The organism is Deinococcus sp. YIM 77859 (assembly GCF_000745175.1).
Classification (GTDB): Bacteria; Deinococcota; Deinococci; order Deinococcales; family Deinococcaceae; genus Deinococcus.
Window position 1 is genome coordinate 2,340,955 of record NZ_JQNI01000002.1, and the last position, 18,508, is coordinate 2,359,462.

Sequence of the window (18,508 nt, forward strand, 5' to 3'; positions counted from 1 at the left end):
GTGTCCCCACCCTCCGTGATGATCTACCTCGACTACGCTGCCACCCATCCCATGACGCCCGAGGCGCTCGCCGCCTACCTGGAGGCCGCTGCGCTTCCCGGCAATCCGGCCAGTATTCACGCGGCGGGGCAGGCCGCCCGCGAGCGACTGGAGGAGGGCCGCGCCCGCGTCGCCGCTGCGCTGGGTGTGGACGCCCGCACCCTGGTCGCCAACAGCGGCGGTACCGAGGGGGACAACCACGTGCTGCTGGGCGTCACCCGCGCCTGGGAGGAGGCCCGTGGGCGACCCGGCCACCTCGTCACCACCCTGACGGAGCATTCCGCCGTGCTGGCTCCTGCTCGCGCTCTCGCCGCGCAGGGCTGGGCCGTCACCTTCCTGACACCTGACGCCCAGGGGCGCTACACGCCGGAGCAACTGGCGGAGGCGCTGCGGGACGATACGGCCCTCGTCTCCATTCACCACGCGAACAACGAACTCGGCACCGTGCAGGACACGCCCGCGCTGGCTGCTGTGGCCGCCGCACGCGGCGTTCCCTACCACACCGATGCCGTGCAGGCCCCCGGTGTGCTGCCCCTCGACCTGGGCGGCTGGGGCGTCACCTTTGCTACCTTCAGCGCCCACAAGTGGGGTGGGCCGCGGGGGGTGGGCTTCCTGTACGTCCAACGAGGAACGGCCCTGCCCCCCGTCACCCTGGGCGGCGGTCAGGAGGGCGGCCTGCGCCCCGGCACCGGGAACACCGCGGGCGTCTATGCCGCGGGAGTCGCGCTGACCCATGCCGAGGCCGTGCGCGAGGAAGCTTTTGCCCACCTTACCCGCCTTCGCCAGCGTTTCCTTGAGCAGGTGGCCTCTCTTCCCGGTCTGCGGGTGAACCATCCCCCCGACGCCAGCCCCAAGGTCGCTTCCGTCACTGTGCCGGGCGCAGACGGCGAGGCGCTGCTGATGAATCTCGACCTGCTGGGTGTATGTGCCAGTGCAGGCAGCGCGTGCAGTGCCGGAACCATGCAGCCCAGCCACGTCCTGACCGCCATCGGCCTCGCCCAGGCCGATGCCCGCGCCACCCTGCGGTTCAGTTTTGGCCGAGCGACGACGGAAGCCGAGGTGGACGCGGCGGCAGCCGCACTGCGGCAGGCGGCGGAGTGGAGCCGGGGCTAACGGCTGATGCCCGCGAACCCCGGACCGGCGTAAAGGGGGGAAGCGCTCCTCAGAACTGCGCGAGCACTGCCTCGAGCCGCTCCTTTTGCGCCCCGAAGTCCGCAAGGCGGCGGCGCTCCTCCTCGACCACTTCGGCTGGAGCGCGAGAGACGAAGCCGGCGTTGCTGAGTTTGCCCTGGGCCTGTTGAAGCTGCCGGTCAAGTTCTGCCAGGCGCTTTCTCTGCTTGCTCAGCCAGTCGGCGAGGTCCACGGTGCCCTCGAGGGGTGCGCGCACCGTCACGCCCTGTTCGACGGCGCTCAGGGTGCGGCCCGCAAGGGTGGGCACCAGCGTCACGCGGGCGATGCTCTCGACCACGCGGGCGTTTTCCGTCACCGTGCCGCCCAGTTCGCCCTCTACCGCCACGTCCAGCCGGTCCTGCGGCGCGAGGCCCAACTCGCTCTTGAGGGAGCGGGCGGCACTCACCGCGGCGCGCAGGGCGTCAAAGGCGCGGGTGGCTTCGGCGTCGTGCAGGGCGGGATCAAACTGCGGCCAGGAGTGCAGCGCGAGCTGGCGGCGGTGGCCGAGAGAGGCGTACAGCTCGGAGGTGATAAAGGGCATGAAGGGGTGCAGCAGCTTGAGGATGTGTTCCAGCACCGCCTTGAGGGTGGCGAGCGTGCCGAGCTGCCCCGCCGCGAGCGCGGGCTTGGCCGCCTCGATGTACCAGTCGCAGAACTCGTCCCAGGTAAAGGCGTACAGGAGGCGAATCGCTGCCCCGATGTCGTACTCCTCGAGCCTCGCACTCACTTCGGCGGTCACGGCGTTGAGGCGGCTGATCACCCAGCGGTCGGCCAGGGTGAGGTCCTCACGGGTACGCAGGCGGGCCAGCACGTCGCGGCTGCGCAGGGGGTCACTGCCGTGCACGCTCGGCTGCTCGACCGCGCTGCGGACGTAGTGGGTCAGGTCGTCCTCACCGCGGAGCCCGGGGGAGGCTTCCGCGAGGCGCAGCAGGGCAAAGCGAGCGGCGTTCCACAGCTTGTTGGCAAAGTTGCGGCCCTGCTCGAATCTCCTCGGGTCGTGCCGGATGTCCTGCCCGCCGGTCGAGAGGCTGGTAAAGGCGAAGCGGCAGGCGTCTACCCCGTACTCGTCGAAGAGTTCGAGGGGATCGATGCCGTTCCCCTTGCTCTTGGACATCTTTTGGCCCTTGGCGTCGAGGTACAGACCGTGCAGCATCACCGTGGAGAAGGGGGCCTGCCCGGTCAGCGCGTACCCGGCCATCTCCATGCGCGCGACCCAGAAAAACAGGATGTCGTAGCCGGTCACAAGCACCTGTGTGGGGTAGAACTTGCGGTAGTCCTCGCAGTCGGTGTCCGGCCAGCCCAGCGTCGAAAAGGGCCACAGGTTAGAGGAGAACCAGGTGTCAAAGACGTCGGGGTCGCGCCGCAGCTGGAGGTGCGCGTACCGCGGGTCCTGGTCGCAGTCGAGGTCGGGATTCTCGAGGTCAGGCACATAGACGTTGCCCGCCTCGTCGTACCAGGCTGGAATCTGGTGACCCCACCAGAGCTGGCGCGAGATGTTCCAGTCGCGGATGCCCAGCAGCCAGTCGCGGTTGACCTTGGCGTACCGCTCGGGTGTGATGCTGATCTCGCCCGCCTCCAGCCCCTGCAGGACGCGCTCGGCCAGGGGCTGGGTCCGCACGAACCACTGGGTACTGACGATGGGTTCGACCGGTACCTTGGTCCGCTCGGAGAGGCCAATCGCAGTGTCGTGATCCTGTTCCTCGACGAGGTCACCGGACTCGGCCAGCGCCCTCACCACCGCCCGCCGCGCCGCGAAGCGTTCCATTCCCCGGAAGGGTTCCGGCACCAGGTCCGACGTGAGGTTTCCGTGCAGGTCGATCACGCTGGGCCGCGCGAGGCCGTGCCGTTCCCCGATCTCGAAATCGGTCGGGTCGTGGGCGGGCGTGATCTTGAGGGCCCCCACGCCGAAGTCCCGCTCGACCGCCGCGTCAGCGATGATGGGAATGAGGCGGCCAGAGAGGGGAATGCGGGCCCGCTGGCCGATCAGGTGCGCGAAGCGCTCGTCCTCGGGGTGCACGGCGATCGCCTGGTCCGCGAAGATCGTTTCTGGGCGCACGGTGGCGATGCGAATCTCGCCTGCCTCGCCGTTGCTCGCGGGTGCCTGCGGGTCTTCCAGCCGGTAGCGCAGGGTATACATCTTGCCCTTGCGGACCTCGCGGTCGATCTCCAGGTCAGAGAGGGTGGTCTGGCTGACCGGATCCCAGTTCACGATGCGCTCGCCGCGGTAGGCCAGCCCCTGGTGGTACAGCTGAATGAACTGGTAGCGCACGGCCCTCGACAGCCCCTCGTCCATGGTGAACCGCTCGCGGGTCCAGTCGGCCGAGACGCCCAGCCGGGTGAGCTGGTGAAGGATTTGGCCACCCGACTGCGCCTTCCACGCCCAGACCCGTTCGAGAAAGGCCTCGCGGCCGAGGTCAAAGCGCGTCTGGCCCTCTGCCTTCAGTTGCCGCTCCACAACCACCTGGGTCGAGATGCCCGCGTGGTCGGTGCCGGGCAGATAGAGCGCCTCAAAACCCTGCATGCGCTTGTAGCGAATGAGGGTGTCGATCAGTGTGTTGTCGAGCGCGTGCCCCAGGTGCAGGTTGCCGGTCACGTTGGGGGGCGGAATCACGATGGTAAAGGGGGGCTTGCCGCTGCTCGCATCGGCGCGAAACGGCTCATTGCGCCAGCGCTCGGCCCAGGCAGGCTCGATGGCGGCGGGGTCAAAGGCTTTCTGGAGGGCCACCGCGCTGGCGTCCTGCGGCCAACCCGGCGTGGTCGTGTCGGTGTCACTCATGGGGAGGCTCCCTTCCGTCACATGGTCATAAGGGCTAGAACACAAAACGCCTCGCCGCCGGAGAACCTCCGAGTGCGGACGAGACGAGGCGTTTTCTGCGCTGTGTCCCGCGGTACCACCGCCGTTCCGCGTCCCTGACCGGGTGCGGCGCTCGTGCGCGCTGTAACGGGCGCAGCCCGGACGGCTCTACTGGGCTTTGGAGCCGTTCTGCCGTCGCGCTCGCGGGCGACCTTCCCCGGCGGCTGCCCGGCCCCACTCTCAGTCACGCCGGTTGTGGCGCGGCAGGGCTTTCCTGTGGGTGCCGCTTCCGGGTACTCCTCCCGGTCACTGCCCTGCCAGTATAGCGGGTGCGACCTCCACCAGGCCCGCGGTGACGAAGGGGCGCAGCGTCTCCAGCGTCGTACGCGGCGGGAGGCCGGTCTTTTCCAGCAGCACGCGCAGCGGCTGGCCTTCGGGAATGAGGCGCAGCGCGAGGTACTGCGTGCGGGTCACCGGCTGCGCTTCCGACCAGCGCGGCGTGAAGCGCAGCGGGCGGTTCCAGTCGGGAAAGAGGCGCAGCAGTTCGGGCCAGGCGGCCTCGTCCTCGATCAAGCGGCGCAGCGCGGCTTCTCGCCGCAGCTCCATGGTTCGCTCGGCGGGGGGCACGTCGGGGGCAAACGTAAACTGTCCGCCATCTAGGCTACTCAGCACCTGGAAGGCGGCCTCGCCCGTCAGCCCACCCACCCGCGCGTGAACCACCTCGCCGGGCTGAAACCACAGCTCGCCGCCCCGCGGGTGGGCGACGCTGAGGCGTCCGGCCCGCCCGCTTGACAGCAGCATCTGCATGACAGGCATAAAGGGGAAGACCGCCAAGTCACCGCGCACCATACACGCAGTGTACGGGCCGCGCCCTTCAAGGCTCTGACAAAACAAGGCCGGGGCCGGGCCACCTTTCCCGACCCCAGCTCGCTGGGTGCCTCAGTCGATGCTCGCTCGCCAGCGCCACTCCGAGGCGCGCTTCATCACGTGGGCCAGGCCGCCGGTGATCGCCAGCTTCTGGTTCCAGGGCAGCTTCATCCAACCAACCGCCATCAGGCCGCCGAGCGAGACGAATTCGCCCAGCGTGGTCGGCTCGTAGGGTTCAAGCGGCTCACCCTTGGCGAGGCGCATCAGATTCTTGCCGGTCAGGCGGCCCTGCTGCCCGGCGTGCTGGGCGGTGGTGGGGACCGGCTTGCCCTCCTGGTTGAGGGCCAGGCCCATATCGCCGATCACGAACACCTCGGGGTAGTTCTTGGCGCGCAGGTACTCGTCGACCGCGATGCGCCCGCCGGGGCCTTTTTCGAGTCGCTCGCCCTGCACGATGTTGCGCGCCTGAATGCCGCCCGTCCAGATGATCTTTCCAGCGTGGATCACCTTTTGCTCGCCGTCAGCGGTCTGCACCGTCACGCTGTCCTCGGTCGCGCTCATGATGCGGTGGCCGACCAGGATGTGAATGCCGTACTCGCGCAGGATGTCTTCTGCGCGGGCCCGCAGGGCGTCGTCAAGCACAGGCAGAATCTTGGGACCGGCCTCGACCAGGTAGATCTGGAAGGGGGGAAGACCGCGTTCACGGCTCAGCACCCGGGCACGCTGCGCGAGTTCGGTGACGAGTTCCACGCCGGTCAGGCCCGCGCCGCCCACAACAATGTCCCGGTTGCCCTGGTAGTCACTCGAAAAGGCGCGGTTGACGAAGTTAAAGATCTCGTCGGCGTCGCTGAGCTGTTTGAGCTCGGTCGCGTGCTCGGCCAGTCCGGGGATGCGGTAGAAGTTGGTCACCGAGCCCAGACCCACCACCAGCGTGTCGTAGGTGAGCACTCGGCCATCCTTGAGCTGAACCTCACGGGCATCCAGGTTCACGTTCTCCACGGTCGCCTGTTCAAACTGCACGCCGGTGCCGCGCAGCAGCGGCGCGATGGGCAGGGTCACGGGCGTATTGTGGGCCGCAGCCTCGTGCAGCCGAGTCTCGAAGGTGTGGTAGGGATTTTGCTCGACCAGCAGGGCTTCCAAGCCGGGCGTAGGCTTGAGCTTGGTGGCGGCGGCAAGGCCCGCATAACCAGCACCGAGGATTAGGGTCTTCATGCAATCACTCCTGTGAACGAATTCACGAGCAGGGCCCAGGGCAGACGCCGCCCCAAAAACCCGCCGGAGGTCGCTCCTCCGGCCCGTGACAACAGCGTACACCTTACACCAATTCGGTCTGTCACTGCGCACACCCAGACCACACGGAGCCGGGTGCTGCCGAACGGCCGAACCCTCCCCATTCTGGTGCAGTTCGTGCTTGAATACAGAAGCAGACACAATCACGGCGAGTTCCTTCTGCCTGGCGGCGCGGAGCTCGCTCCGGTTCTAGGCCCCAGCGCACGTACCCTCATCCCGGAGGTGGACCATGCAGGAAGCCCGCCCTACAGAGCCCGGAGGTCCGACGTGAACGTAACCGTTACTGTCAACGGCAAGGCCTTTACCCGTGCTGTCGAGCCGCGCACCCTGCTTGTGCACTTTCTGCGCGAGGAGTTGGGGCTCACCGGCACCCACGTGGGCTGCGACACCAGCCAGTGCGGCGCCTGTACGGTGCATCTGAACGGCGACGCCGTCAAGAGCTGCACGGTCTTGGCGGTGCAGGCGGACGGGATGGAGGTCACCACCATCGAGGGCCTGGGCACTCCTGCTGAGCTCCATCCCCTCCAGGCGGGTTTTTGGGAGAAGCACGGTCTCCAGTGCGGCTTTTGTACTCCCGGCATGATCATGAGTGCCGCCGAGCTGCTCCGGCATAACCCTGACCCCAGCGAAGAGGAGATCCGCCACCACCTCGAGGGGAATTACTGCCGCTGCACCGGTTACCACAACATCGTGCGGGCGGTCCAGGAGGCCGCGCGGGCCAGCCGGGCCGCCGGGCAGGCGGAGCAGGCAGCGGACGATTGAAGCGGCGCTGAGCGGTTGGGCGGCGCGCCAGCGAATGGTGAGCCGCCCCAGGGGAGGCACCCGATGACGGAATCCAGATCCGAAAAGTACATGGGCCAGGCGCTCAAGCGCAAGGAAGACCCGCGTTTTATCACGGGAACCGGGCGCTACACCGACGACTTCGTGCTGCCGGGAATGCTGCACGCGGCGATGGTCCGCAGTCCCTATGCACACGCGCGAATCACAAACATCGACCCGAGCAGTGTGACGGGGATGCCGGGCGTGGTGGCCGTCCTGACCGGCGAGGACCTCCGGGCGGCGGGCATAGGGCCGCTCCCGGTGGGCTGGCTGCTGCCGGACCTCAAGGTTCCAGCACACCACGCTATCGCACAGGGCGAAGTGAACCACGTCGGAGACATCGTGGCGGCGGTGATTGCCGAAACGCGGGCCCAGGCGGAGGACGCAGCGGCCCTGCTCGCCGTGGACTACGAACCGCTGCCCGCCGTCGCGCTGGGCAGCGCAGCCCTCGCGCCGGGCGCTCCACAGGTTCATGAGGACGTGCCCGGCAACGTGGCTTTTCGCTGGGAGATCGGCGATGAAGCCGCTGTCCATGAGGCGTTTCGGCAGGCCCACAAGACGGTGAAGGTGCAGCTTCGTAACCACCGCCTGGTGCCCAACGCGATAGAGCCGCGCGCGTCCCTCGCGCAGTTCACCCCGGCCAGCGGCGAATACCTGCTCTATACCACCTCGCAAAACCCGCACATTCACCGCCTGATCCTGGCGGCTTTCGTGATGGGCATTCCCGAGCACAAGCTGCGGGTGATCAGCCCCGACGTGGGGGGCGGCTTCGGCTCCAAGATCTTCCAGTACCAGGAAGAGGTCATTGTGCTGCTTGCCGCACAGCGGCTCGGGAAGCCCGTGAAGTGGACGGCCCGCCGCTCCGAGAGCTTTGTGTCCGATATGCAGGGCCGCGATCACGAGTCCGAGGCGGAACTCGCGGTTGACGCTGAGGGCCGGCTGTTGGGGCTGCGCGTGAACACCGTCGCCAACCTCGGTGCCTACCTCACCCTGTTTGCGCCCGCCGTGCCCACCTACCTGTACGGCACCCTGCTCAACGGGGTGTACAAATTCCCGGCCATTCACGCGCGGGTGACCGGCGTGGTGACGAACACCGTTCCGGTGGACGCCTACCGCGGTGCGGGTCGCCCGGAGGCCACCTACCTGATCGAACGTACCGTGGACGTGATGGCCCACGAGCTTGGCCTGGACCCCGCCGAGTTTCGCCGCCGCAACTTTATCGGGCCCGACGAGTTTCCCTACCAGACCCCCGTCGCGCTGGTGTACGACTCCGGCAACTACGAGCCGGCGCTGGACAAGGCGCTGGAGATGATGAGGTACCGCGAGCTGCGCGAGGAGCAGCAGCGGCGCAAGGGAAGCAGCAGGATTCTGGGTATCGGGGTGATCTCCTATCTGGAAGCCTGCGGGCTGGCCCCCTCGGCGCTTGTCGGGCAACTGGGCGCGCAGGCGGGGCAGTGGGAAAGCTCGCTGGTGCGGGTGCATCCCACCGGCAAGGTGGAGCTGTACACCGGGTCGCACAGCCACGGCCAGGGCCACGAGACGGCCTTTGCCCAGATCGCCGCGGACGAGCTCCAGATTCCTATCGAGGACATCGAGCTGATTCATGGCGACACGGGCCGCATGCCCTACGGCTGGGGAACGTACGGCTCGCGCAGCGCGGCGGTGGGCGGCAGTGCCCTCAAGCTGGCCCTGGGCAAGGTCAAGGCCAAGGCGAAAAGAATTGCCGCGCACCTCCTCGAGGCGTCCGAAGAGGACATCGAGCACACGGACGGCGTGTTTCGTGTCAAGGGTGCCCCCACGCAGCACAAGACCTTTTTTGACGTCGCTCTGATGGCGCACCTCGCCCACAACCTCCCGGAAGGCATGGAGCCGGGCCTAGAGGCGACCGCCTTCTACGATCCCAAGAACTTCGTCTATCCCTTTGGCACCCACATCGCCGTGGTGGAGATCGACACCGAGACGGGCAAGGTCAGTCTGCGGGCGTACGGCTGCGTGGACGACTGCGGCCCCCTGATTAATCCCTTGATCGCCGAGGGCCAGGTTCACGGCGGCATTGCGCAGGGTGCCGGACAGGCGCTTTGGGAGGACGCCGCCTACGACGAGGACGGCAACCTGCTCGCCGGAACCTTTATGGAATATGCCGTGCCCCGCGCGGACGACCTACCCTTGTTCCACACCGATCACACGGTGACCCCCAGTCCGCATAATCCTCTCGGCGTGAAGGGGATCGGCGAAGCGGGAACCATCGCGAGCACCGCCGCCGTGGCGAATGCCGTTATGGACGCCCTGTGGCACGAGTGCGGGCTTCGGCACCTCGATATGCCCTACACCAGCGAGAAGGTCTGGCGCGCCATTCGTGAAGCCCGTGGAGGGCTAGGGCAGGCGGCAGACGATTGAAAAGAGGAGCTCGGCGGTGGGCAGTGAGGCCGTCCACCGCCGAGACCGGGGAGGAAAACCATGTACCCAGCCCAGTTCGACTATCAGAAGGCGGCCACCGTCGACGAGGCGCTCGCCTTGATGGCGGCCAATCCGGACCTCAAGATCCTCGCCGGTGGACACTCGCTCCTGCCCGCCATGAAGCTGCGGCTGGCGCAGCCCCCCGCCCTGCTGGACATCTGGGGGATCGAGGAGCTGAAAGGCATCCGGCGTGAGGGGGACGTGTTTGTGGTGGGCGCGATGACCACCCACGCCGAGGTGTTGCGCTCCGAGCTTCCGCTGTTTCCCGAAGTCGCCCATGAGGTCGGTGACCCGATGGTCCGCAACCGGGGCACCATCGGGGGCTCGCTTGCTCACGCTGATCCCAGCGCCGACTACCCGGCGGCGGCCCTGGCGCTGGGCGTCGAGTTCGTGATTCGTGGCCCACAGGGTGAGCGCGCAGTTCCCGCGGACGAAATGTTCCTGGGCATGTTCGAGAGCGCGGTGGGTCCCGGTGAGCTGCTCACGCATCTTCGTGTGCCCGCCCGGGTGCGGGCGAGCGCCTACGAGAAATTCAAGCACCCGGCGAGCCACTACGCGATTGTGGGTGTGGCGGTCGTCCGCCATCTGGACGGACAGATTCGCGCGGCCTACACCGGAGCGGGGGAAAAGGCCGAGCGCTTAACCCGTCTGGAAGCACGCCTCAACGGCGGCCAGCCCGCCGGAACGGGTCTGGTCGAAGCCGCCCAGCTGCTTGGTGACCGCTTCGCCAGCCCGGAGTACCGCGCGCATCTGGTGGACGTGCTCGCGGCGCGGGCGGCGGCGCGGGTGTAGGAAGCCCGCAGGCCCCAACGAGAAAGGGGGCCACTTCCGGATAGGGTGGCCTCCTTTCTCTTTTCCCTGTCACTCGTGCTCGTGCATCCCCGGCAGGTGGGCGTGTCCGTGCTCCAACTCCTCGGGCGTGGCGTCGCGGACATGACGTACCGTCACGTCGAAGTTCAGGACCTGTCCGGCGAGGGGAGGATTAAAGTCCACCTGCACCCGGTCCCCCTCGATGCCGACCACCGTGAAGGGCAGAACGCTGCCGTCCTCGGCCTGGGCGTAGTAGGTCGCGCCGACCTCTACCTCGTCGTCAAAGTCAGCGCGGTCAAGTTCGTCGACGTTGTCTTCGTCGCGTTCGCCGTAGCCTTCTTCTGGCTGGACGGTGACATGCAGGCTGTCTCCGGCCTTTTTGCCCTCTAGGGCGCGTTCCAGACCGGGAATGATGTTGTTGTGCCCGTGGAGGTACACCAGCGGCTCACCCGGCTCGCTGCGGTCCACCACCTCGCCGTCCACCTTAAGCACGTAATCGATCTCGACAACCTTGTCCTGCGTGATGTTCATGGTGTTCTCCGTTCGGTGAGGCATGCGGGCGTCTCGGACTTGCCCTAGGAGTCTACCCCCTCGCCCCGCCTTCTGCCGAATAGGGCCGCGAGCAGAACACTTAACCGTTGCTGGGTTGCCCGTATGCTGCCCCCATGACCGCTCCCCGCCCCGACTTCCCCATGCATGTCAGTGTTCAGGAGGCGCGCGAGATGCTGGCCGCGCTGCTGCCTGCGCCCACGACCGAAACCGTGCCGCTGGCCGAGGGCCGCGGGCGAACGCTCGCCGCCGACCTCGCCGCGCGCGTGAGCCACCCCAGCGCGACCGAAAGCGCCCTGGACGGCATCGCGGCCCGCGCCGCCGATACCCTGACGGCGACGCCCGCCGCGCCCATCCGCCTGCGCGTCGTGGGGGAAAGCCGTGCTGGAGCCTCCTTTTCCGGTACGGTTGGGCCCGGCGAGTGCGTGCGCATCTACACGGGCGCGCCGCTTCCCCCCGGCGCAGACGCGATCTGCCCCGTGGAGCAGCTGCGCGAGGAGGGCCCCGACCACGTTCTGCTCGTTCGTCCGGCCAGCCCCGACGACGTGCGGCACGAGGGCAGTGATTTTCGCGCGGGAGAGATGGTGCTGCGGGCGGGTCAGCGCCTCACGCCCGCCCGCGTGGCGCTCGCCGCCGCCCTCGGTCACGCCGAGCTGCCCGTTCGCCGCCGCCTGCGGGTGGCCCTGCTCTCGACCGGGGACGAGGTGGTCCTGCCGGGGCAGCCCCTGCGGCCCGGACAGGTGTACGACAGTAACCGCTACGGCCTCCAAGCCATGCTGGAAGAATGCGGCTGCGAGGTGCTGTCGCTGGGCCACGTGCCCGACAGCCCGGCAGCCCTTGAGGAGGCCATCACGGCGGCGGGGGGGGCGGACGTGCTGCTGACGAGTGGTGGCGTCAGTATGGGCCGATACGACTTTATCCGTGACCTGCTTATCGAACACGGCCGCGTCGCCTTTTGGAAGGTGCGGATGCGCCCCGGTGGCCCCGCCCTGCTGGGCGGCTGGAAGGGGCTTGCGGTGTTTGGTCTGCCGGGCAATCCGGTCAGCAGCCTGGTGGTGTTTCAGGTGATCGTTCGTCCCGTGCTCACCGGTCAGCCCGTGAGCACCCTCCGCCTGCGCGCTGCTACCCCTTTTCGGGGCCTGCACGACAAAACCGCCTTTTGGCGGGCTCGGCTGCGGGAGGGGCGGGTGTACGACTACGGTCAGCAGGGCAGCGGGGTGCTGCGTTCCCTCAGCGAGGCCGAGGCGCTGGTGATCGTCCCGGAGGGGAGCGGGGTGCAGGCGGGGGAAGAGGTGGAGGTGCTGCTGCTGGCCTAGCTCCCGGCGACCCGCGCCAGGCTTGGCCCCGAGCGTGGCGGGGCTAACCGCTGGGCTTTAGAGCAGCGCCCGGTGGTCGGCGAGCATACAGCGGTCCTGAATGACGTCGATGCCGTGCTCGGTGAGCGTTCGCGCGGTGGCGTCGTCGCGGATTCCGAGTTGCAACCAGACGACCTTGGGGAGGGGGTTCATGTTCAGGATGTCCGCGAGATGGTCGCGCACCCGGTCGCTGCGGCGAAAGACCTCCACCACATCCACCGGTGTGCCGATCTCGGCGAGGGTGGACACGGCCCGGTGCCCGAAAAAGCTCTGGCCACGGGCGGCAAGAGCAGGATTGACCGGAATGATGGTGTAGCCCTGGCGGTGCAGGTACTCCGGCACGTAGTGGGCGGGTTTCATGGGGTCAGGGTGAAATCCCACGACGGCCACCACTTTGCTCCCGGTCAGAACCCGGATGATCTCCGGGGTGTGTTGCAGCAGGGTCATGGGTTCCTCCCCAGCGCGGTGTAGGCCGCACGGGCCGCGTCGAGCGTGGCGTTGAGTTCGCTGTCGGTATGGGCTGCGCTCACAAAGATGCTCTCGAACTGCGAGGGGGCCCAGTAGACGCCCCGCGCGAGCATGTGCTGGAACCAGGCTGCAAAAGCGGCGGTATCGCTGCGGACGGCGTCCGCGTAGGTGCGAACGCTGCCGTTCGGGGCATCTTGATGGAAAGCCGTCAGCATCGAGCCGATGTGGTTCACGCTGAGGGGGATACCGGCCGCCTGTGCCGCCGCCCTAAGGCCCTGGGCGAGCTGCGTGGTGTACGCCTCCAGCCGGTCGTAGAGGCCGGGGTCACCCTCCAGCACCTCCAGCGTGGCGAGGCCCGCAGCCATCGCCAAGGGATTCCCGCTCAGCGTCCCCGCCTGGTACACCGGCCCCTGGGGTGAGACGAAATCCATCACGTCTGCCCGCCCGCCGTACGCACCGACCGGCAGGCCGCCGCCGATGATCTTGCCCCAGCAGATCAGGTCGGGCGTTAGGCCCAGCAGGCCCGTCGCCCCGCGCAGGCTGAGGCGGAAGCCGGTCATCACCTCGTCGGCGATCAGGAGGGCGCCGCACGCGCGGACGCGCTGCAGGGCGGCCAGAAATGCTGGGGTGGGGATCAGCACGCCCGCATTGCCCACCACCGGCTCAAAGATCACCGCCGCGATCTCCTGGCCGCGCTCCTGCAGGAGGGTGTCCAGAGCCGCCGCATCGTTGTACTCGCTCACCAGGGTCAGGCGAGCGTACTCCTCGGGCACGCCCGCGCTGCTGGGGGCAGACCGGCCCAGGGTCTCCTTTGCGTTCGTGAGTAACCCGCTGCCCGCTTCGACAAGCAGGCCGTCTGCGTGGCCGTGGTAGTTGCCGCGGAACTTCACGATGAGCTTGCGGCCAGTAAAGCCCCGCGCCAGCCGCAGCGCGCTCATGGTGGCCTCGGTCCCGCTGCTCACAAAGCGCACGCGCTCCACTCCGGTCAGCCGGGTGACCGTCTCGGCCAGACGCACCTCGCCCTCGCTGGGAGCTCCGAAGGAGGTACCGCGTGCGAGCGCTGCCGCGACGGCCTCCCGCACCGCCGGATGGTTATGGCCCAGGATCATCGGACCCCAGGAGCCGATGTAGTCAACCAGGCGGGAGCCATCGGCGTCGGTCAGGTAGGCGCCGTGGGCTTCCCGAATAAAGCGCGGAGTTCCCCCCACACTCCTAAAGGCGCGCACGGGGCTATTCACGCCGCCGGGGGTCACGGCCCGAGCTCGGGCGAACAGTGCCTCCGATTGCGCGGTGGAAGGAAGAATGTCTGCCGTCATGCCGCTTACCTTACGGCAGGCGGATGAGGGGAGGCGGGAAGGGAGGCAACAGTTGGAAAGCTCGGCAGGCAGAGGAACAACAGGGAGGAGGATATTCCCTGCGGCTCCATTGCGCCCCTTATAACCCCAGGAGCCCCAACGCTGCCGTCTGGGTCAGCTCGGCCCGGTAGGGGGCGACAAGCGCACGTTCTTCCGGAGTAGCGGTCTGGACCGTGGTGTTCAGGTCGGGGAGGCGCCCCTGTTGCAGGGCCTGGGCCGCCTGAGCAAAGTCCACGTTGGGCACGCCCAGGGCACGGTTCACGGTGTGGCGAAGCGTGGCGTAGCGTTCCAGGCTAAGGCCCTCGCGGGCCAGGGCGGCGGTCTGGGCCTGCCGGGCGCGGCCGATGGCGCTGCCCGCGTCACCAAGCACCCGCACGACCGTCAAGATATTGGGCGTTTGTCCGTTTTGGATCTCGGTCCAGACCTGCTGCAGGCTGGTGAAGCTGCCGCCCAGCGCCTCCCGAATGTCCCGGCGTACCCGCACGAAGCGCTGCACATCGGCTCGGGTGAGCGGCGCGTCCACATCCCCGGTGGCAGCAGGGGGCGCCGCCCCGTCGCGCCCGGGCAGGTTGGGAACCTGGATTCCCGTTCCGCTGCTCGTCTGGGATGGTGTCTGCGCGGGGGGGCGCCACGATTCCAAAAAGGTGCGCGCGGGCTGGATCACCACAAACCAGGCCAGGGCTCCCAGCACCACCAGGACCAGCAGGGTGCCGCCCCCGCACCCCAGACAGCCGCAGCCTACTCCAGGTCGTCTCATGCCTTCAGGGTACGGGGGGAGCAAGGGCAGAGTTCCCGCGGCCTCCCCAACCCCCAGGTTGACAGGGGTCACCGGCCCCCCTTAAATACGGATATTCTCTTGCTGCATCGCCGCTGAAAGTTTTTGTCCGCGTGGCCCTCCGTGGACCACACTCGCCCTTTCCTGGAGGCCTGATGACCGGTACGCCCTTTCGTGCTTCCGCTCGTGCCCTCACCGCGCTGGCCTGCGGCCTGGGGTTGGCCGGCTGCGGTCAGCTCACCGCGCCCGTTTCCGAGCCGCGCCCGCAAGACGAGCGCACCTTTAGGCCTGTGGAGCCCACAACGGCGGCCCTGGCGGGCGCCACCCTCTACAAGGGCACCTATGGGGGCCTGCGCGGGCCAGCGAGTTATCTCATCGAGGTGCCCGATAACTGGAACGGCACCCTGGTGATGTACGCGCACGGGTACCGCGGTACCGGTGAACAGCTCACGGCCGATCCCCCCGCGATTCGCGCGTACCTCATTGCCCAGGGGTACGCCTGGGCTGCGAGCAGCTACTCCGCCAACTACTACGACGTACAGGCGGGCATAGAAGACACCAACGCCCTGGCCCTCGCCTTTGCCGAACTGACGGGTGGCAGGTATGGCCAGCCGAGCAAGTACCTCATCATGGGCGTTTCGATGGGAGGTCACATCGCGGGCGCCGCCGTGGAGCAGGAGACCCTGCAGACGGCGCGCCACAGGGTCCGCTATGCGGCGTCCCTGCCCCTTTGCGGCGTGATGGACGAGGCGTACGAGTTCCAGTGGCTGGGTGACTACACGCTTGCTGCCGCGCAGCTGGCTGGGCTGGGAGCCCGGACCTACCCGCAGCAGACCTACCCGGCCCTGCTCCCCGACATCAAGGCGGCGCTCTTTACCGACACCTCGGGCCCCATCTGGCAGGAGAACGCCGGGCAGGGCGCAAAGCTGCGCGAGATCGCCCGCCGCCTCACCGGTGGGGACCGCCCGGTTTTTGAGCTGGGCTTTCGCACCGGCGTCTGGCAAAACGCCGTGCTCAGTACGGGCGGCTCAGACGGAACCGTAAACGGCATCCTGAACAAGAATTTCTACGGCAACATCGGCCGGATGTACCGCTGGACCGACGGCCCTACCCCCACACCCGCCGAAGTGGCCTTCAACGAGGCCATGGTGCGCGTGGAGGCGGACCCGAACGCCAATGCTCCGCGTCCCGGCGGCCTGCGCTGGATTCCACCCGTGGACGGCCGGTTCAGCGTGCCGGTGCTCACCCTGCACACCCTGGGGGACTTCTATGTGCCCTTCCGCCACCAGCAGCTCTACCGCCTTGCGGCCCAGGCGAATGGCAACGGGGACCGACTCGTTCAGCGGGCCATCCGCGCCGCCGGACACTGCGAGTTTGACGGAGCCGAGGTGATCGAGGCCTTTGATGACCTCGTCAAGTGGGAGAAGACCGGGGTGAAACCGGGCGGAGATGATGTCTTGACGCCGAGCACCCTCGCCGACCCCAACTACGGCTGCGCCTATACCCGTAAGACCCGGTCCGGCGTGGCCGCTTGCCCGGCTGCCCAGCCGCTCCACCGCTGAGGCACTCAGGGTGGCGGGGGATGGGTGGGCCGGTGCAGCGCCGTCACCAGCGCGAGGCCGTCTTCCAGCGTGGCCTGGACCGTTCCGCCTTCTGCCTCGTTACTCACGGTCCAGCCGCTGCCCAAGGGTACCGCCGCCTGCCGGAGAGGCCAGCGGGTTCCCTCGAGCGTCAGCCCGCGCAGGTCGCTGAGGGCCAAGACGCTGAGGAGGGTGCCGGGCGGGAGGTCAAGGTGCACGGGGGCGCCCGGCAGCAGCGGGTGACCGCTCTCGTCGCCGCTGTGCAGGATGACCCGCAAGCCCTCCCGCGCCAGCCGCAGGCCGCCCAGGGCCAGCGCCGCCGTGTGGTCAAAGCGCCCGCCAAAGGCCCCCAGGAAGACCAGCTCGCTGGCTCCCCGCTCCCGCGCGAGCCGCACGGCAAGCTCGGCGTCCGTCTCGTCTTTGGCCCTGGGGTACACCTCACGGGGGGCGTCCAACTGGAGTCCCTCCGAGGAATCGAAGTCGCCCACCCAGGCGTCCACCCGCACACCCAGCGCGGCGGCATGCCGTCCGCCGCTGTCTGCCGCCAGGACCAGATCGGGGCAGGGGAGGGCCCGGAGCGCCGGTGTGAGCACCAGACGTCCACCCACCAGGATCCAGGCGATCATGGCCGCTCCCGGTCGTCGGGCAGCGCGAGCACGCGGGTGGGGTCCAGGGTGAGGCGCAACCCGTCGCCACAGAGTGCGGCGGCTTCCCGGGGACTGAGGTGCAGCCGCAGGGGACCCAGGGGATGCTGGACCGTCACGTCCGTTCCGGTGTCGGTCATCTGCCGCGCCGTGACGGGAAAAACCTCGCCCTCGCCCAGCCGCACGGCATCCTCGGGCACCAGGTGGGCCAGGCCGCTTGGCCCCGGCAGAATGTTGGCGTGTCCCAGAAAGGCGGCGACCCAGGCGGTTGCGGGCCGAGCGAAGACCTCCTCGGCGGGCCCGACCTGCACCAGCCGTCCGGCGCGCATCACCGCCACGCGCGAGGCCAAGGCCAGCGCCTCCCGCTGGTCGTGCGTGACAAGCAGTACCCCAGCGTGCAGGTGTGCAAAGAGGGCGCGCAGGTCCGCCCGCAGCCGGGCCCGCAGCGGCTCATCCAGGTTGCTGAGCGGCTCGTCCAGCAGAAGCAGCGGCGATCCGGTCGCGATCGCCCGCGCCAGCGCCACCCGTTGCGCCTGCCCGCCCGAGAGTTCGGTGGTGCGGCGTCCAGCCAGGGCGTCCAGACCGACCAGCTCCAGCGCCTCGCGCGCTCGGTCCTCCGCCTTCGCTCGCGCCGCGCCGCGCATGCGGGGGCCGTAGGCGACGTTGCCCAGCACGCTGAGATGCGGGAAGAGCGCGTACTCCTGAAAGACCAGGCCGACCTGCCGCGCCTCCGGAGGCAGGGCCGTCACGTCCCGGCCGCCGATGCACACGCGGCCCGCATCGGGCCGTTCTAGCCCCGCAACACAGCGCAGCACGGTGCTTTTGCCGCAGCCGCTCGGCCCGAGGAGGGCGACGGTTTCGCCTGCGCCGACGGTAAGGGACACGTCGTCCACCGCGACGGTCGGCCCGAAGCGTTTGGCGAGGTGGTGGACGGCAAGGGCGGGTGTGGTCACTCGCTCACCAGGCCCATCAGGCGGTCGACGGCTTCCTCCAGCACGTCTCCGGGGACAGGCTCGATGATGTCCACGCCCCACGCTTGCCAGTCCAGGGTGTAAACGTGTGAGGTGAGAATGACGCCCCGCGTCTTCAGTCCACCCGGCAGGGGCAATTCCGTGAGGTATCCCTTCGCCCGGCTGGTCACGGGCAGGCAGACCATCAGGCCGGTCACGCGGTTGTAGGCGCTGCTGCTGATGACGAGGGCTGGCCGACGACCACCCTGCTCGTCTCCCCGTCGTGGGTCAAAGTCCGTCCAGACCAGTTGCCCGCGTTCCGGCGCACTCACCAGTCCAGCTCCCGGCCCACCGGAACGTATTCGGGAATGTCCTCGTAGCGCAGCGGTTCCTCTGGCATACCAGCCAGCAGCTCTTCCACGGTGTACCGGCTCCTGCGCCGCCGGGCAGGAATCAGGCGGAACTCACCGCCCTCCGCCACCTCCAGTTCATACTCCTGCCCCGCCTCCAGCCCCTCTTCCCGCACCACGCTGGCGGGCACCACGAAGCCCAAGCTGTTGCCGTGCTTGCTGAGTTTCACACGCAT

At 68.3% G+C, this 18,508-nt stretch carries 17 protein-coding genes; 6 read left to right on the forward strand and 11 right to left on the reverse strand.

Features of this window, described 5'->3' with window-relative positions:
* Positions 1-18: 18 nt before the first annotated feature.
* Complete coding sequence (locus EI73_RS11555; protein WP_034386838.1) at positions 19-1,152, forward strand: cysteine desulfurase family protein; 1,134 nt, start codon at positions 19-21, stop codon at positions 1,150-1,152.
* Positions 1,153-1,201: 49 nt separating this feature from the next.
* Here the strand turns inward: EI73_RS11555 and EI73_RS11560 are convergent, their stop codons facing one another.
* The 3 genes from EI73_RS11560 to EI73_RS11570 all read right to left on the reverse strand — a co-directional run bounded on the left by EI73_RS11560 (position 1,202) and on the right by EI73_RS11570 (position 6,082).
* A complete protein-coding gene (locus EI73_RS11560; protein WP_034386840.1) occupies positions 1,202-3,985 on the reverse strand; it encodes a valine--tRNA ligase in 2,784 nt (927 codons plus the stop codon).
* 324 nt (positions 3,986-4,309) lie between these two features.
* On the reverse strand, positions 4,310-4,852 hold the full coding sequence (locus EI73_RS11565) for a DUF4388 domain-containing protein (RefSeq protein ID WP_034386841.1): 543 nt from the start codon (positions 4,850-4,852) through the stop codon (positions 4,310-4,312).
* 90 nt (positions 4,853-4,942) lie between these two features.
* Positions 4,943-6,082 (reverse strand): NAD(P)/FAD-dependent oxidoreductase, encoded by a 1,140-nt coding sequence (locus tag EI73_RS11570; protein WP_034386843.1) that lies wholly within the window; start codon positions 6,080-6,082, stop codon positions 4,943-4,945.
* Positions 6,083-6,427: 345 nt separating this feature from the next.
* Between EI73_RS11570 and EI73_RS11575 the strand changes: the two genes are divergently transcribed.
* The 3 genes from EI73_RS11575 (at position 6,428) to EI73_RS11585 (ending at position 10,228) form a co-directional block, all read left to right on the forward strand.
* Positions 6,428-6,922, forward strand: coding sequence for a (2Fe-2S)-binding protein (locus EI73_RS11575; RefSeq protein WP_034386845.1), 495 nt, complete (start codon positions 6,428-6,430; stop codon positions 6,920-6,922).
* A gap of 63 nt (positions 6,923-6,985) precedes the next feature.
* Entirely contained in the window at positions 6,986-9,376 is a 2,391-nt protein-coding gene (locus EI73_RS11580; protein ID WP_034386847.1) for a xanthine dehydrogenase family protein molybdopterin-binding subunit, read from the forward strand.
* Between the two features lie 60 nt (positions 9,377-9,436).
* Positions 9,437-10,228 (forward strand): xanthine dehydrogenase family protein subunit M, encoded by a 792-nt coding sequence (locus tag EI73_RS11585; protein WP_034386848.1) that lies wholly within the window; start codon positions 9,437-9,439, stop codon positions 10,226-10,228.
* 69 nt (positions 10,229-10,297) lie between these two features.
* On the opposite strand, the gene EI73_RS11590 is transcribed toward EI73_RS11585, so the two are convergent.
* Entirely contained in the window at positions 10,298-10,777 is a 480-nt protein-coding gene (locus EI73_RS11590) for a peptidylprolyl isomerase (RefSeq protein ID WP_034386850.1), read from the reverse strand.
* 134 nt (positions 10,778-10,911) lie between these two features.
* On the opposite strand from EI73_RS11590, the gene glp reads away from it, so the two are divergent.
* Positions 10,912-12,111 (forward strand): gephyrin-like molybdotransferase Glp, encoded by a 1,200-nt coding sequence (gene glp, locus EI73_RS11595; RefSeq protein WP_034386851.1) that lies wholly within the window; start codon positions 10,912-10,914, stop codon positions 12,109-12,111.
* A gap of 57 nt (positions 12,112-12,168) precedes the next feature.
* On the opposite strand, the gene EI73_RS11600 is transcribed toward glp, so the two are convergent.
* The 3 genes from EI73_RS11600 to EI73_RS11610 all read right to left on the reverse strand — a co-directional run bounded on the left by EI73_RS11600 (position 12,169) and on the right by EI73_RS11610 (position 14,730).
* Positions 12,169-12,597: a CoA-binding protein gene (locus tag EI73_RS11600; RefSeq protein WP_034386853.1), complete on the reverse strand. Its 429-nt coding sequence runs from the start codon at positions 12,595-12,597 to the stop codon at positions 12,169-12,171.
* Positions 12,594-13,934, reverse strand: coding sequence for a glutamate-1-semialdehyde 2,1-aminomutase (hemL, locus tag EI73_RS11605; RefSeq protein WP_034386854.1), 1,341 nt, complete (start codon positions 13,932-13,934; stop codon positions 12,594-12,596). Before hemL ends, EI73_RS11600 begins: the two co-directional genes overlap by 4 nt.
* A gap of 118 nt (positions 13,935-14,052) precedes the next feature.
* The gene (locus EI73_RS11610; RefSeq protein ID WP_034388200.1) at positions 14,053-14,730 is read right to left on the reverse strand and encodes a hypothetical protein; all 678 of its coding nucleotides are present in this window, start codon (positions 14,728-14,730) and stop codon (positions 14,053-14,055) included.
* Between the two features lie 173 nt (positions 14,731-14,903).
* Here EI73_RS11610 and EI73_RS11615 point away from each other — a divergent pair, with 173 nt between their 5' ends.
* Positions 14,904-16,310 carry a hypothetical protein gene (locus EI73_RS11615; protein ID WP_034386856.1) on the forward strand — a complete coding sequence of 469 codons (1,407 nt, stop codon included), beginning with the start codon at positions 14,904-14,906 and terminating at the stop codon, positions 16,308-16,310.
* Between the two features lie 5 nt (positions 16,311-16,315).
* On the opposite strand, the gene EI73_RS11620 is transcribed toward EI73_RS11615, so the two are convergent.
* Genes EI73_RS11620 through EI73_RS11635 form a run of 4 tightly spaced genes read right to left on the reverse strand, consistent with a single transcriptional unit; the run spans position 16,316 to position 18,508 of the window.
* Positions 16,316-16,954, reverse strand: a complete 639-nt coding sequence (locus EI73_RS11620) for a thiamine diphosphokinase (protein WP_034386857.1) — start codon at positions 16,952-16,954, stop codon at positions 16,316-16,318.
* Positions 16,951-17,925 (reverse strand): ABC transporter ATP-binding protein, encoded by a 975-nt coding sequence (locus tag EI73_RS11625; RefSeq protein ID WP_034386859.1) that lies wholly within the window; start codon positions 17,923-17,925, stop codon positions 16,951-16,953. Before EI73_RS11625 ends, EI73_RS11620 begins: the two co-directional genes overlap by 4 nt.
* Positions 17,922-18,254 carry a type II toxin-antitoxin system PemK/MazF family toxin gene (locus EI73_RS11630; protein ID WP_034386860.1) on the reverse strand — a complete coding sequence of 111 codons (333 nt, stop codon included), beginning with the start codon at positions 18,252-18,254 and terminating at the stop codon, positions 17,922-17,924. Before EI73_RS11630 ends, EI73_RS11625 begins: the two co-directional genes overlap by 4 nt.
* Positions 18,251-18,508, reverse strand: a complete 258-nt coding sequence (locus EI73_RS11635) for an AbrB/MazE/SpoVT family DNA-binding domain-containing protein (RefSeq protein WP_034386862.1) — start codon at positions 18,506-18,508, stop codon at positions 18,251-18,253. The genes EI73_RS11630 and EI73_RS11635 overlap by 4 nt, the downstream gene beginning before the upstream one ends.